This window comes from Halogeometricum rufum (assembly GCF_900112175.1).
In the GTDB taxonomy this organism is placed as follows: Archaea; Halobacteriota; Halobacteria; order Halobacteriales; family Haloferacaceae; genus Halogeometricum; species Halogeometricum rufum.
In genome coordinates this window covers 190,407-203,322 of record NZ_FOYT01000002.1, presented here as the reverse complement: position 1 = coordinate 203,322, position 12,916 = coordinate 190,407, and the positions used below count along the sequence as shown (strand labels likewise).

16 protein-coding genes and 1 tRNA gene are annotated in these 12,916 nt (G+C 68.8%); 4 read left to right on the top strand and 13 right to left on the bottom strand.

All coding sequences use genetic code 11. From position 1 onward, the window contains the following. Positions 1-4: 4 nt before the first annotated feature. Together BM310_RS10615 and BM310_RS10610 are read right to left on the bottom strand one after the other, a co-directional pair. On the bottom strand, positions 5-553 hold the full coding sequence (locus BM310_RS10615) for a DUF6789 family protein (RefSeq protein WP_089807514.1): 549 nt from the start codon (positions 551-553) through the stop codon (positions 5-7). Positions 554-627: 74 nt separating this feature from the next. After that, on the bottom strand, positions 628-3,291 hold the full coding sequence (locus tag BM310_RS10610) for an AAA domain-containing protein (RefSeq protein WP_089807512.1): 2,664 nt from the start codon (positions 3,289-3,291) through the stop codon (positions 628-630). 153 nt (positions 3,292-3,444) lie between these two features. Here BM310_RS10610 and BM310_RS10605 point away from each other — a divergent pair, with 153 nt between their 5' ends. Beyond that, entirely contained in the window at positions 3,445-3,999 is a 555-nt protein-coding gene (locus BM310_RS10605) for a hypothetical protein (protein WP_089807510.1), read from the top strand. Positions 4,000-4,065: 66 nt separating this feature from the next. Here the strand turns inward: BM310_RS10605 and BM310_RS10600 are convergent, their stop codons facing one another. After that, positions 4,066-4,461: a DoxX family protein gene (locus BM310_RS10600; protein ID WP_089807508.1), complete on the bottom strand. Its 396-nt coding sequence runs from the start codon at positions 4,459-4,461 to the stop codon at positions 4,066-4,068. 133 nt (positions 4,462-4,594) lie between these two features. Between BM310_RS10600 and BM310_RS10595 the strand changes: the two genes are divergently transcribed. After that, on the top strand, positions 4,595-5,011 hold the full coding sequence (locus BM310_RS10595) for a nuclear transport factor 2 family protein (RefSeq protein WP_089807506.1): 417 nt from the start codon (positions 4,595-4,597) through the stop codon (positions 5,009-5,011). Beyond that, complete coding sequence (locus tag BM310_RS10590) at positions 5,011-5,247, top strand: hypothetical protein (protein WP_089807504.1); 237 nt, start codon at positions 5,011-5,013, stop codon at positions 5,245-5,247. Before BM310_RS10595 ends, BM310_RS10590 begins: the two co-directional genes overlap by 1 nt. A gap of 37 nt (positions 5,248-5,284) precedes the next feature. Here BM310_RS10590 and BM310_RS10585 read toward each other — a convergent pair whose 3' ends face one another. Beyond that, entirely contained in the window at positions 5,285-6,907 is a 1,623-nt protein-coding gene (locus tag BM310_RS10585) for a sensor histidine kinase (RefSeq protein ID WP_089807503.1), read from the bottom strand. Positions 6,908-7,049: 142 nt separating this feature from the next. Then, complete coding sequence (locus tag BM310_RS10580; protein ID WP_089807501.1) at positions 7,050-8,030, bottom strand: zinc-dependent metalloprotease; 981 nt, start codon at positions 8,028-8,030, stop codon at positions 7,050-7,052. A gap of 234 nt (positions 8,031-8,264) precedes the next feature. On the opposite strand from BM310_RS10580, the gene BM310_RS10575 reads away from it, so the two are divergent. Next, positions 8,265-9,119, top strand: a complete 855-nt coding sequence (locus BM310_RS10575; RefSeq protein WP_089807499.1) for a VOC family protein — start codon at positions 8,265-8,267, stop codon at positions 9,117-9,119. A gap of 86 nt (positions 9,120-9,205) precedes the next feature. Here the strand turns inward: BM310_RS10575 and rpsB are convergent, their stop codons facing one another. The 8 genes from rpsB to BM310_RS10535 all read right to left on the bottom strand — a co-directional run bounded on the left by rpsB (position 9,206) and on the right by BM310_RS10535 (position 12,879). After that, the gene (gene rpsB, locus BM310_RS10570; protein ID WP_089807497.1) at positions 9,206-10,006 is read right to left on the bottom strand and encodes a 30S ribosomal protein S2; all 801 of its coding nucleotides are present in this window, start codon (positions 10,004-10,006) and stop codon (positions 9,206-9,208) included. After that, positions 10,003-11,208, bottom strand: coding sequence for a phosphopyruvate hydratase (gene eno, locus BM310_RS10565; RefSeq protein WP_089807494.1), 1,206 nt, complete (start codon positions 11,206-11,208; stop codon positions 10,003-10,005). Before eno ends, rpsB begins: the two co-directional genes overlap by 4 nt. Further along, on the bottom strand, positions 11,205-11,387 hold the full coding sequence (locus BM310_RS10560) for a DNA-directed RNA polymerase subunit K (RefSeq protein WP_177232646.1): 183 nt from the start codon (positions 11,385-11,387) through the stop codon (positions 11,205-11,207). Before BM310_RS10560 ends, eno begins: the two co-directional genes overlap by 4 nt. Next, on the bottom strand, positions 11,384-11,578 hold the full coding sequence (locus BM310_RS10555) for a DNA-directed RNA polymerase subunit N (protein ID WP_089807490.1): 195 nt from the start codon (positions 11,576-11,578) through the stop codon (positions 11,384-11,386). The genes BM310_RS10560 and BM310_RS10555 overlap by 4 nt, the downstream gene beginning before the upstream one ends. A 12-nt stretch (positions 11,579-11,590) precedes the next feature. Beyond that, a complete protein-coding gene (locus BM310_RS10550; RefSeq protein WP_089807488.1) occupies positions 11,591-11,989 on the bottom strand; it encodes a 30S ribosomal protein S9 in 399 nt (132 codons plus the stop codon). Next, a complete protein-coding gene (locus BM310_RS10545; RefSeq protein WP_089807486.1) occupies positions 11,983-12,420 on the bottom strand; it encodes a 50S ribosomal protein L13 in 438 nt (145 codons plus the stop codon). The genes BM310_RS10550 and BM310_RS10545 overlap by 7 nt, the downstream gene beginning before the upstream one ends. After that, positions 12,417-12,767, bottom strand: a complete 351-nt coding sequence (locus tag BM310_RS10540) for a 50S ribosomal protein L18e (RefSeq protein WP_089807485.1) — start codon at positions 12,765-12,767, stop codon at positions 12,417-12,419. The genes BM310_RS10545 and BM310_RS10540 overlap by 4 nt, the downstream gene beginning before the upstream one ends. Positions 12,768-12,794: 27 nt before the next feature. Next, a tRNA-Leu gene (locus BM310_RS10535) sits at positions 12,795-12,879 on the bottom strand. Positions 12,880-12,916: the final 37 nt, after the last annotated feature.

Genomic DNA, 12,916 nt, shown 5'->3' with positions numbered 1-12,916 from the left:
CACCTCACACGTCGTACACCGGGATGCGCGCGTAGCGGGCGTAGACGGTGCCGAGTACGGCGCCGTAGGCGACGTGGGCCACCAGCGTGAGGACGAGGAACAGCGCCAGCGAAGTGCCGGCCTGCCCCGTCCAGAAGGCGACGGCGAACCCCGTCCAGACGATGGCACCGAAGACGGCACCCTTGACTATCACCGCGTCTCCGGGGAGGAAGAGGGCCAACGAGACGAACAGCAGGGGGAGCGTCGTCATCCCGCCGCCGACGAAGATTATCGTCCCGTAGAGGAAGCTCGGTCCGAGGGCGACGATGTCCGAGAGGCCGGCGACGGCCGACAGTTCGAACGCGCCGAGCACCCACGCGAGGGCGAGGAACGGCGCCATCGAGGCCATCCCCGCCAGTCCCGCGGCGGCGCCGAGGACCGCCTGCCGCACGCCGAGCAGTTGCGCGTCGCTCGCGTCCGCCTTCGGCCGAGACATCTGCGACCGCTGCGACGCCTGCGACTGTTGAGACACCTGTGAACCCTGGGACACCGGCGACTGTTCGTCGTTCGACATAGTGAACCACTAGCACGCCGCGAGCAAAAGCGTTCTCGCCCACTCGCGGTCGTCTCGGGGGGGTCGACCGACTGTCAGCGACGCGCCCAGTCGAGCATCCGGGCGTAGAACGGGTCCGAGGCGAGGGCGTCGGCGTCGCCGACGAGGACCAGCGACTTCTTCGCCCGCGTCAGCGCGACGTTGATGCGGCGGTAGTCCTCGAACAGGGGGCCGTCGAGCGTCCCGGTGGCGACGAACGAGACGAGGACGACTTCCTTCGAGGAGCCCTGGAACCGGTCCACCGTGTCCACGGTCACGTCCGTTCGCTTGCTTATCTCGGCCACCTGCGCGCGGAACGGCGCGATGACGCCGACGTCGTCGGGGTCGACGCCCGCCGCGACGAACGCCTCGACGAGTTCGGCCACGCGGTCGGCCTCGACGGGGTTGGTGTTGCCCACGCGCGACCCGTCGGGGTCCACGAAGGCCACCGGGTCCCGGAGGGCCGCGGGGAGGGCCGACTCGTCCACGCCGAGGTCCGAGAGTCGCTGTGCCGCGACGTCGCCGGTGGCGGGTCGGAGCGCGCCGTCGTAGAACTCCGTCGACGAGAACGCCTGAATCCGCTGGCTCATCCGGTACTGGCGGTCCAGCATCACGGACGCCTCGGGCGCGGCGTCGATGAGCCGTTCGAACAGCGACCGCTGGAGGTCGTTCTCGGCTCTGACCACGGGCGGCAACTGCTCGTGGTCGCCGACGAGGACGAAGCGGTCCGCGCGGTTGACGGCGGCGAGCGTCCCGGGTTCGGTCAACTGCGACGCCTCGTCCACGAGGGCCACGTCGAACGACTGCTCGCGCATCACGCGCGACCCGCAGGAGGAGGTGGTGGCGGCGACGACGGGCGCGTTCGTCAACTCCGCGGCGCGGCCGTTCGGGTCGCCCGTCGTCTTCAGGTGCAGGTCCAGCATGTCCTCGCGGATGCCGTTCTCCGTGCCGACGCGAATCGCCTCCTCGAAGCCCTGGTCCCGGAGCGCTTCGAGGGCGTTGTCCACCGCGCGGTTGGTGAACGCCGACAGGAGGACGCGGTTGCCGTCGGCGACGAGGGCCCGGACGATGCGGGCGATGGTGTACGTCTTGCCCGTCCCCGGCGGGCCGTGGACGAGGGCGAAGTCGTCGGCGTCCACCGCGAGTCGCACCGCCTCGTTCTGCGCCTCGTTGTTGTCGATGTACGTCTCGGCGCTCCGGTCGGCGAAAGCGGGCGCGCGACGGCCGAACAGCACGTCCTTTCTGTTCTCCCCGCCCTTCAGCAGTGCGTCGTGGACGGCGGTCAGCATCCGCGACACCGAAATCTCGGAGGGGTAGACGTCGAGTCGACGGAGTTCGACGGGTTCGTCCGCCGTGACGACGACGTCGTCGCCGAGTTCGCGGATGCGACAGAGTTCGGCGTGGCCGCCCACCGGGTCGCCGTCGCTGGCGAGGCAGACGTCGCCCTCGCGAAGTTTCGACACCGCGCCGTCGGGCTTCCGCGCGCGCAGTTCCCAGCGCTGCCCCTCGATTTCGCGGCGGTCGACGGGTTCGAGGTCTATCAGGGCCCGGTCGTCGGCCGCGCGTTCCGCCGCGGACTGCTCCCAGAGTTTGCGGTACTCCGCGTGCGTCTCCCGCCGTTCCTCCTCGATGGCGCGGTAGAGCCGGTCGAAGTACTCGCGTTCGTCGTCGGGGAGCGGGGTGCCTATCTGGCCGGCCTTCGACTCTTGGTCGAGGCGGCCGGAGACGACCATGCAGGTGTCCTGCTCGAAGCAGTACTCGCACTTGGCGTCCGCCTCGAACCCCGTCGGCACCGAGATGTCGAACTCCATCGCGGCTATCTCGTTGCGTTTGCGGACGACGAACTCCAGGAGGCCCTTGCCGATGGAGAACTCCTTGGCCGGCGAGAGGTCGCCCGTCTCCTCGTTTCGCTCCAGCGCCGTGTTCTTCGTGTAGAGGAGCGTCCCCGTGTCGGCGGGGACGCCGCGTTCGTCGAGGACGAGGGCGTAGGCGGCGGCCTGAATCTTGTCCTGGAACCGGGGGTCGCGCTTGAGATTCTTGCCCGTCTTCAGTTCGACGGGCATCCCTCGTCGGAGGGCGTCCGCGCGGCCCTTGATGCCGAACGTCGGCGAGATGAGCGTGTACTCCGAGCGCCAGCCGTCCTCTTCGGTCAGGGTGCCCTGCGCCAACCAGCCCTCGATGGCGGCGGCGTTCCTGCGCACCTCGTCCTCGACTTCGGTGGCGTCGCGGCCCAGCAAGCCGAGTTGCAGGCCCGCCTCGGCGACGCGTTCCGCGATGGACTCCTCTAACTCACGGCCGCGCAACAGGTCGCCGAACACCTCGTGGACGATAGTCCCCTTCACCACGGGGTAGTTCAGCGGGATGCCCGACAGTTTGTTCAGGTAGTACATCCGGGGGCACTGCACCCACGAGCGAACGTCGGTCACGTCGACGAGGAAGTCGGGTTCGAGGACGACGTACGACCCCTTGGCCGTCGAGTACGTCGTCTCGCCGCGGTACTCCGACTCCTCGGCTTCGGTGACGAGGAGGTCCATGCCGGGTTCGGCCAGGTCGGCGGTGTGGGTCCACTTCCCCCACAGCGTCACCCGGACGAGGGCGTCGCCCGCGTCGGCGTCCGTCCCGTCCGGTCGAATCGACACCTCGGCGAGCGACCGGGTCCCGTACTGCGTCTCCACTTCGCGTTCGTCGCCCACCTCGACGATGCGGCCGCGGAGGTTCACACCGACAGGTCCGCGCCGGGGCGAAAAACGCTGTCGGTCACGGCGGCCGGCGGGGCGGCGACGGCGAGACGCGGTCCGACGGGACGACAGCGTGCGACGACTCGGACCGCCGGAACCGCCACGCTCATTCGGGATGCCGCACTACGGGCGGGTATGCGCGCCAGGGATTGGAAAGACATTCTCGCGGACGTGACCGACTCCGGCGTGGACCCCGACGGCTGGCGCGCCGTCGCCGGCCACCGCGAGGACGGACTCGGCGAGGAACTGTTCTTGGGCCACCCCGACGCCGGCGTCTACGAACTGAAGACGTACGCGAAGAACCCCCTCGAAGTGCGCGGCGTCGGCTCCAGAGTCGCCCGGCGCATCGACGACGACATCGAACCCCTCCTGCCGCGTCGCGACGCCGACGGCGGCCGGTTCGCCGTCCAGTCGCCGCCGGAGGACGAGGACCACGCGGAGTCGATGGCCCGCCGTCTGGAGGAGACGGTGAAGGTCCACGCGGAGGCGCCGACGACGCCCGAGGACCTGTTCACCGACGTGATGGACGCCATCGACAGCCCCGCCTTCGGCCCGATGGAGTACGAGTTCGACGGCCGACCCGACCGGTTGGACGACCTGACCGCGGAGTTCGCCGACGCCGACGACCTGTTGACCGACGACTTGGAGGACCTCATCGACGAGGACGCGGTCGGCCGCGGCTTTCAGTGACGGGTCGACTCGCGGCGGTGAGCGTCCGTCCGGCGGGCGGAACGACGCGTCGCCGGGGGCGGCGCCTCAGCGGTACGCCTCGCGGAGGAACGCCAGCGCGGCGCCGAACATCGCGAGGTTACCGAAGAAGGCCAGACGCTCGCCGCTGGCGTCGCCCTCCTCGTTCCAGAAGTCGTGCATCGTCGGCGTCACCACCGCGAGGAACGTGACGACGGCACCCGTGGCGACTCGGGGGAACCGCCACAGGGCGACGCCGAGTCCCCCCGCGGCCATCATCCCGGAGCCGAACGGCACCGCCAAGTCGGGAAGCGGCACACCCGCGGACTCGGCGTACGATATCTGTCCGTCCATGTCGCGGAAGTCCTCGGACGCCTGGAGTGCGAGTCCGAGTCCGAACAACGAGCGACCGAGCCTCGACGGGGTCGTCGACGCACCGGTCGTCTCGTCGGTGTCGTTCGCCATACCGCAGCACCGTCCGGCGACCACATAAGCGTACGTGACGAGTAGACCGGGGGGCGACCGGCCGAGTCGCGCCGCGCGCGACTGCCCCCGCACAAACCGTGTTTTCAAATCCCTCCGCGCCGACGAGACAGCTATGAGCGCACGGGCGACCGTCGAGGACTACTACGAGGCGCTTCGCCGGGGAGAACCGCTTTACCCGTACTTCGCCGAGGAAGCCGACGTCGTGAAGTTCGGCGTCGGGGAGACGCTCGTCGGCTACGACGACGTGGCCGAGGGACTCCGCGAACAGACGCGGACGACGACGGACTGGACCGTCGAGAGCGACGCGCTACGCGTCGTCGAACGCGAGAAGCACGCCGCCTTCTCCGACGACGTGCGGATGGCGTGGACCGACACCGAGAGCGACGCCGACCACGACTTCGATACGCGGTGGAGCGGGACGCTCGAACGCCGGCCGACCGACGACGACCCGGACGCCGACCCCGAGACCGACGAGTGGGTGTTCCTCGGGATGCACGTCAGCGTCGCCCACGACGGGGAGCGGGACTGATGGTCGGACCGAGCATGTCCGACGAGGAGCGAACGGCCGCGAGCACGCGACTCAAAGTCGGGTTCGTCCTCCTCGTCGCCGCCTCGGGCGCACTCGTCGCCCTGCAGGCGGGCGGGACGCCGCTCTACATCGGGGCCGGGTTCGTCGGCGGACTCGTCCTCGGGGGCGCCCTCCTCTACTTCCTCGACCGCTGGTGGTCGGAGTTCCTGGCGACGACGAACCGCGGCCGTCGCTGAGTCGGGACCTCTCCGGCGCAGACCCGGCCGAGCGCCGTCAGTCGGCGGGCTCGACGCCCGACACCTCGAACCGGGCACCGCCGTCGGTGCCCGCCGTCGCGCGGACGTCCCAGCCGTGCGCGTCGGCTATCTCCTTCACGATTGCCAGCCCGAACCCGGTGCCGTCTCGGGCGGTCGAGTAGCCCGACTCGAACACCGCCTCGCAGTCGTCCGCCGGGATGCCGGGGCCGTCGTCCGCGACGTAGAACCCGATTCCCTCCTCGAGCGACCCCACGCGAATCGTCACGTCGGGGCCTGCGTGTTCGATGGCGTTGCGAAACAGGTTCTCCAGCAGTTGCTGGAGTCGGTCGGCGTCCGCCGCGAGCGAGCGGTCGCTCTCGACGTGCACCGCCGCCTCGCCCGTGTCGACGACCTCCCAGCAGTCGTCGACGACGGCCGAGAGCGCCACCGTCTCCGTCTCCGAAATCGCCCGCCCCTGCCGCGAGAGCGTCAGTATCTCCTCGATGAGCCGCTCCATCCGGTCGAGCGCGTTGCTCGCCGTGGCGAGGTGCTCGTCGTCGTGGGCTTCCCGGTGTAGCGCCAGCCGACCCTGCGCGACGTTGAGCGGGTTCCGCAGGTCGTGCGAGACGGTGCTGGCGAACCGTTCGAGACGCTCGTTCGTCCGCTCCAGTTCTCGCTCGTGCCGCCGTTTCTCGGTCACGTCGGTCAGCGTTATCGAACGGCCGATTCGCGACCGGTCGGCCGAGAACGGGTTCTCGGAGACGCTGTAGTACTCGGTTCGCCCGTTCCGCCCGACGGAGACGACGGCGTCCGGGGACGCGACGGCGGCGGCGACGTCGGGGAGGAGCGTCTCGAACGCCTCCCCGACCGACCCCGACAGCGCGGGGAACAGGTCCCGCGCGCTCTGGTTGAAGTCGTGGACGCGGTCCTCGTCGTCGAGGACGACGATGGGGTCGTCGACTTCGCCGGCCAACTGGACGGTCTGGAACTGGTCGAAGTGGAGGTAGAAGACGCCGAGGGCGAAGGCGGCGACGCCCAGCGCGGAGTAAGTGACGTCCGGTAGCGTCGTCCGCAACGGGGTGACGATGTCGAAGACGACGGGCAGGCCGGTGAGTGCGACGATGCCGAACAGCGGCTTCGTGTCGAAGTCCACCTGCGCGAACAGTTCGAAGAGCACGAACACGCCGACGAACGAGAGCGCGTACGCGAACGCCATCACGACCCAGTGGAGCGGTTCGTGGTGAATCGCCAGGTGAGAGAACGGTTCCGACACCACCTCCGCCGTGAAGTACCAGTTGTGGAGCGGGTTCGTCAGTTTCACCGCGACGACGACCAGGAAGGTGGCGACGGAGACGCGCCGTATCGTCGTGTTCCGGTGGTGCCTTCGACCCGTGTACGCAGAGCAGAAGTAGAGCCACGGGCCGACGGCCGCCAACCCGGCCACCAGCCCCGCCGTGAAGAAGGCGTACTGGAGTGTCGGGGACGGTGCCACGAGGTATCCCACGTGGACGGCCGCCCACGCACCGCTCAGCGCCAATAGGGCCGTCAGCCCCCGTCGCGTGTCCGGGTCCTCGATGCGCCTTCGGTGCCGCAGGCTGCCGAAGCAGATGACGGACACGGCGGCAAAGACCCCGACGTATCCCCAGAGTGAGAGGTTCATTCAGTTATCGCGTGGCGTTAGTTTATCGGGTCGGGAGATTAAACATTCCGTGTCAGTTCAATCGGTTGATGTCTCCTGGCCGCGCTCGTCGAACCCGACGGGACGAGTGCGGTCGGTTCGGCGCGACGGTCTGGTGACCGGATTACAGCCGTGACTCGGGATTCACGCGCGCGATCCACTTCCAGGGGTTCTGTATCTCCTCGTCGGTCGGGAGGTTCTCCGGTCGCTCCCACACCACGGACGCGGCGGCGACGCCGCGTTCGTCGGCGACCGTCTCGAAGAACTCCGCGCCGCGTTCGTACTGTCGGCGCTTGACGCCGAGGCCGAGGAGACGCCGGACGAGGCGGGCGACGGGGCCGCCACCGCTCCGACGGGCGTCCAGTTTCGCGCGGAGGTCGGCGTACTCCTCGTCGAACGCGCGGTCCATGAGCAGTTCCGCGTAGCCCTCGACGGCCGTCATCGCGGTGTCGAGGTCGGAGAACGCCTCGCGGTCGAACTCGCCGTCGGCGAGGGCGTCCAGTCCGTCCTGCATCCGGTGTTCGAGGTGTCCCGAGAGCCACGGCGCGGCGCCGAACTCGGCGGCGTGGGCGACTTCGTGGAAGGCGATCCACCGACGGAAGCGTGGGAAGTCCACGTCGAGGGAGTCGGCGGCCTCGACGATGTTCGGGTGGACGAAGTAGAGGCCGTGGTCGTCGTCGCTCTCGGCGAGGAGGAGGGGGTCGTACTGGCCGAGGACGTTCTTCCCGAGGAACGACAGCATGAACGCCATGGTGCCGGTGTTGACGACGCGCGTGACGCCCGGGAGTGGGACGCGCCCGCGCTTCTCGATGGGGCGCATGACACGTTCGAACGTCCGGATGTTCGCGTCGATCCAGTGGTGACGGTTCTGTACCTCGACGGCCTCGGGGAGGTCGAACTCCACGTCGCCTACCGACTTGAGGCGACGGCGGGCGTCGCGCACGTCCGTCGCGTACCCCTCGCGGTCCTCGGCGGAGAGGGTGAGGTCGCCGGGGTCGGTCACGTTCTTCGCGGCGTCGGCGACGGCGTCCCAGTCGATGGCGCCGGTGCCCTGACCGTCGCCCGAAGCGGTCGCGACCGCGTGGACGCTACGGAAGATATCCATACGTCGTGGTGGAGGCGCGCGGACAAAACCCTTGTTCCGGGATGCCGACCGGCCCCCGTTCCGGGATGTCGACCAGTCCCGCGGCGCGCGTCCGGTCGGCCGCAGTCGCTCGATTACGCCCGCGGCGGCGGCGCGAAGGGGAAGCCGACGTGACGGACGAGACGACGGGGACGACGACCGCACGCCGTCGAAAGGGCGGCGGTCGTTTATGTCGATCCGCGCCGACGTGTACGCATGCTCACCCTCGACCACGTCGCGTTCGGCGGCACCGACCTCGACCACCTGCGCGCGGCGGCGGCGGACGTCGGTCTCGCCTCCGAGTACGGCGGCCCCCACGGCACCGGGACGACGCACATGGCCGTCCTCGGTCTCCCGGACGGGTCCTACCTGGAGTTCGTCGCCCCGACGGCCGACGCCGACCCCGAAGACGCCGGGTTCTGGCCCGCGCACCTCGCCGCCGACGCCGGCCCGGCCGGGTGGTGCGTGGAGGTTCCGTCCGTCGCCGCGGCGGCGAAGACGGCCATCGACCGCGGGATTCGCGTCGACGGGCCGCACGAGGCGTCGCGGACCCGCCCCGACGGCACGCGCGTGGAGTGGGACATGTGCTTCGAGGGGCCCGCGGGCGACGAACGCCTCCCCTTCACCATCGCCGATCGGACGCCCCGGTCGTACCGGACGACGCCGAACGCCGACCTCGCGGACTCGCCGCTCGCCGGGACGGCGGCCGTCGTCCTCGCCGTCGCGGACGCCGACGAGTCCGCGTCGCTCCTGACCGACCGCCACCGCCTCCCGACGCCCGTCGACGCGACGGGACCGTTCGACCGGTTCGGCGTCTGCCCCGGCGCGCCCGTCGCCCTCGCGGAGGTGACCGAAGACGCCGACGGCGGACTGGCCGACAGAATCGAAACCGTCGGGGAGGGGCCGTGCGCGTTCCTCCTCGGCGTGGACGACTTCGAGGCGGCCGCGGGGCGGTTCGAACTCGCGGCGACCGAACCGTTCGGTCCCGACGGCGACCGGCGGACGGCGTGGTTCGACCACGACGCGTTCGACGGCCGCCTCGGCGTCGTCGAACTGCCGGCGACGACGTGACCGTCGCCGCCGGCGACCCCGTCGCTATCCGGACGCGCGGCTAGATGCGGAGAGAACGCAGAAAGGAAGTGAGCCCGGTCGAAACGTTAGACTTCGGCCTCGAAGTCTTCGAGTGCGTACACCTGGTCGGTGCCGCGGCGGTCGAGCGTCTCGTTGGCGAGGAGCCAGTAGACGACCGACAGTGCGCGACGACCCTTGTTGTTCGTCGGCACGACGAGGTCCACGTTCGAGAGCTGGTTGTTCGAGTCGCACATCGCGATAACCGGGATGCCGACCGTGATGGCCTCCTTGACGGCCTGGGAGTCGCCGATGGGGTCGGTGACGACCACGACGTCGGGTTCGATGTAGCCCGCGTAGTCGGGGTTCGTCAGCGTCCCGGGGATGAAGCGACCGGTCCGGGCGCGCGCGCCGACGGCGTCGGCGAACTTCTTCGCCGGGAACCGGCCGTACTGGCGCGAACTCGTGACCAGAATCTGTTCGGGGTCGTACCCCGACAGGAAGTCCGCGGCCGTGCGGATGCGCGAGTCCGTCTGGCTCACGTCGAGGACGTACAGACCGTCGTCACGGACGCGGTGGATGAACCGCTCCATGTCCTTGGTCTTCTGCTGGGTCCCGATGTGGACGCCAGCGGAGAGGTAGTCCTCGACCGGGATGAGGAGGTCGGCCTCCTCGTCCGGCATGACGTCCTCGTCGAACGTCGGTTCTGCGTCCTCTTCTTCGGCGTCGGCCTCGTCCGCGGCCGCCTCGTCGGCGGCGTCGGCGGTGGCCTCGGCGACTTCTTCTTCCGTCGTCTCGGCCGCCGTCGTCTCGGAGTCGTCGCCGGCCGCTTCGGCCTCTGCGACGTCGTCTTCGACGACTTCGACCGCTTCGTTATCGTTGTCTGTCATACTGCGTCGTCCGCGATGCGGATGAGTTCGTTGAGCTTGGCGGTTCGCTCGCCCTGGACCGTCCCCGTCTTGATGAAGGCGGCGTCGGTCGCGACGGCGAGGTGTGCGATGGTGGTGTCCTCCGTCTCGCCCGACCGGTGGGAGATGACGGCGTCGTACCCGTTCCGGACGGCGAGTTCGACCGCGTCGAACGCGTCCGAGAGCGAGCCGATCTGGTTCGGCTTGATGAGGATGGAGTTGCCGGCGCCGGCGTCGATGCCCTCCTGCAGGCGTTCGACGTTCGTGACGAACAGGTCGTCGCCGCAGATGAGCGTCTGCTCACCCACGCGGTCGGTCAACTCGGCGAAGCCCTCGTAGTCGTCCTCGTCGAGGGGGTCCTCGACGTAGACGAGGTCGTACTCCGCGACCATGTCGGCGACGTAGTCCACCTGTTCGGCGGTGGACTTCACGTCGTCGCCGTAGACGTAGCCGCCCTCGTCCTCGTCGTACAGTTCGGCGGCCGCCATGTCGAGGCCGAACCCGATTTCGAAGCCGAGTTCGTCGGACACGTCGGAGACGGCCTGGTCGACGACGTCGAACGCCTCGGCGTCCGAGATGGGCGGTGCCCACGCACCCTCGTCGCCCTTCGCGGCGGGGGTGCCGTTCTCGTCGAGAATCTCCGACACGCGCGCGTGGACCGCGGCGTTGGCGAAGACGGCCTCGGAGACGCTCGGCGCGCCGACGGGCGCGGCGAGGAACTCCTGGATGTGAGTGGCCTCCTTGGCGTGTTCGCCGCCGCCGACGACGTTGCCGAGCGGAACCGGGAAGTTCTCGCCGCGGAACGCGCCGCCGAGATGCTGGTACAGGGGTGCGCCGAGCACGTCTGCGCCGGCCTTGGCGGCCGCCATCGAGATGGCGACTGCGCTGTTGGCACCGATTTCGGAGAAGTTGTCCGTGCCGTCCGCGGCGCGGAGCGCCCCGTCCACTTCGCGCTGGTTCCCGGCGTGTACCTCGTCGACGAGGCGCGGGATGGCGTGGCGCCGGGCGGCCGCGATGGCCTCCGACGGCGGCAGTTCGATGGCTTCGTACTCGCCCGTGCTCGCCCCGCTGGGGGCGGCCGCGCGGCCGAACCCGCCGGACTGAGTGAGCACGTCCGCCTCGACGGTCGGGTTGCCCCGGGAGTCGAGGACGCGTCGAAGTCTAACGTCGGTGATGAGCGTCATTTTTTACCCTCTCGTTTGACCGTGAACGGCAGCACACCTGCGTCGTACTCCTCGGCCGCGATGAGGATGGGCTCGCTCTGGTCCGTGTCGAGCAGGACCGGCGCGCCGTACGACACCTGCAGCGCTCGCGCGCCGAGGATGCGTGCCTTCTCGTATCGGTTGTAGCGCTGGTGCATTATTGGTAGGGGGCGACGACGTCCACGAGGTCCTTGTGCGAGACCATCATGCGCCGGCAGCAGTGACGCTCGACGCCGAGCTCGTCGAGGACCTTCGCCGGGTCCTCGTCACCGTCGCGGGCGCGCGCTTTGAACTCGTCCCAGTGTTCACCGACGACGTTGCCGCACGTGAAACACCGGACGGGAATCATCATAGCTGAATCACCTCAGCGGTAGGACTTCTGGTAGCGTGCTCGGGCGCCCGGTCCGCCCCACTTCTTGGCCTCGGACTGACGAACGTCGTTGACGAGCAACGAGCGGTCGAAGTCCATGTAGGCGTCGCGGAGTTCGGCGTCGTTGAGATGCTGCACCAGCCCGCGCGCGATGGCGGTTCGCGTCGCGTCTGCCTGGCCGGCGAAGCCGCCACCGGAGACGCTGACGTCGATGTCGACCTGCGAACGGAGGTCCTCGCCGGCGATGCGGAACGGCTCCAGCATCTTCAGGCGGGCCATCTCCGGTTCGGTCAGTTCGACTGGCCGGGAGTTGATACGGACGCGACCCTCACCGTCGCGCACGGTGGCGCGAGCGATGGCGGTCTTCTTCTTCCCTGAGGTGTTCGTTACCATGTGACGTTAGCACCGAGGTTCTCGGAGACCTCTCCGAGCGAGATGAACTTGATGTTCGACAGGCGGTCCAGCGAGGTGTCGTCGAGGACGTCGCCGTCCTCGTCGAACGGGTTGCCGACGTAGACGCGGACGTTCGAGAGCGCCTCACGACCCTTGTCGGTCTTGTACGGGACCATCCCGCGCACGGCGCGCTTGAAGATGCGGTCCGGACGCTTGGGGTAGTACGGTCCCTGGTCCGAACCCACCTCGACGCGCTTGCGGTAGACGCTCATCACGTCGTCTTCGGAGCCGGTGACGACGGTGTCTTCTGCGTTGACGATGGCCACCTTCTCGCCGGCGAGCGCCTTCTGGGCGACTTCGCTGGCGACGCGGCCGAGGATGCAGTTCCGGGCGTCGACGACGACGTCCGCGTCGAACTCGGCGAGACTCATCGAATCACCCGTACGTTGGACCCGTCGGGGTTCTGTTCCGCTATCTGTTCGAGAGTCACTGTGTCTCCCACCTGTTCTATCTTCTTGCGAGCGGACGACGAGAAGTCGACCGCTGCGACGGTAACGTTCTTCTCCAGCACACCGCTGCCCAGCACCTTGCCGGGGACGATTACGGTTTCGTCTTCCTGGGCGTATCGTTCGATACGGCCGAGGTTGACTTCTGCGTGGGTGCGCCGGGGCTTTTCGAGACGGTCCGCGACGTCCTGCCACACGTTGGCGCCAGACTCACGAGAAACCGCCTTCAGCTCGGCGATGAGACTGTTGAGTCTCGGGTTAGTCTTACTCATTGTCTACCTCCTTCTGAGAAAACGGAGTGCAGGGAGCAGGATTTGAACCTGCGGACCCCTATGGGACAGCGCCCTGAACGCTGCGCCGTTGGCCAGACTTGGCTATCCCTGCTCGCACTCCGACGTACTGCACGCCCCTTCAAACCAGT

Bases quoted from the DNA above. Each gene is read 5' to 3' on its own strand.
- BM310_RS10615 (WP_089807514.1), bottom strand. From the start codon at position 553: ATGTCGAACGACGAACAGTCGCCGGTGTCCCAGGGTTCACAGGTGTCT.
- BM310_RS10605 (WP_089807510.1), top strand. From the start codon at position 3,445: ATGCGCGCCAGGGATTGGAAAGACATTCTCGCGGACGTGACCGACTCC.
- BM310_RS10600 (WP_089807508.1), bottom strand. From the start codon at position 4,461: ATGGCGAACGACACCGACGAGACGACCGGTGCGTCGACGACCCCGTCG.
- BM310_RS10595 (WP_089807506.1), top strand. From the start codon at position 4,595: ATGAGCGCACGGGCGACCGTCGAGGACTACTACGAGGCGCTTCGCCGG.
- BM310_RS10590 (WP_089807504.1), top strand. From the start codon at position 5,011: ATGGTCGGACCGAGCATGTCCGACGAGGAGCGAACGGCCGCGAGCACG.
- BM310_RS10585 (WP_089807503.1), bottom strand. From the start codon at position 6,907: ATGAACCTCTCACTCTGGGGATACGTCGGGGTCTTTGCCGCCGTGTCC.
- BM310_RS10580 (WP_089807501.1), bottom strand. From the start codon at position 8,030: ATGGATATCTTCCGTAGCGTCCACGCGGTCGCGACCGCTTCGGGCGAC.
- BM310_RS10575 (WP_089807499.1), top strand. From the start codon at position 8,265: ATGCTCACCCTCGACCACGTCGCGTTCGGCGGCACCGACCTCGACCAC.
- rpsB (WP_089807497.1), bottom strand. From the start codon at position 10,006: ATGACAGACAACGATAACGAAGCGGTCGAAGTCGTCGAAGACGACGTC.
- eno (WP_089807494.1), bottom strand. From the start codon at position 11,208: ATGACGCTCATCACCGACGTTAGACTTCGACGCGTCCTCGACTCCCGG.
- BM310_RS10555 (WP_089807490.1), bottom strand. From the start codon at position 11,578: ATGATGATTCCCGTCCGGTGTTTCACGTGCGGCAACGTCGTCGGTGAA.
- BM310_RS10550 (WP_089807488.1), bottom strand. From the start codon at position 11,989: ATGGTAACGAACACCTCAGGGAAGAAGAAGACCGCCATCGCTCGCGCC.
- BM310_RS10545 (WP_089807486.1), bottom strand. From the start codon at position 12,420: ATGAGTCTCGCCGAGTTCGACGCGGACGTCGTCGTCGACGCCCGGAAC.
- BM310_RS10540 (WP_089807485.1), bottom strand. From the start codon at position 12,767: ATGAGTAAGACTAACCCGAGACTCAACAGTCTCATCGCCGAGCTGAAG.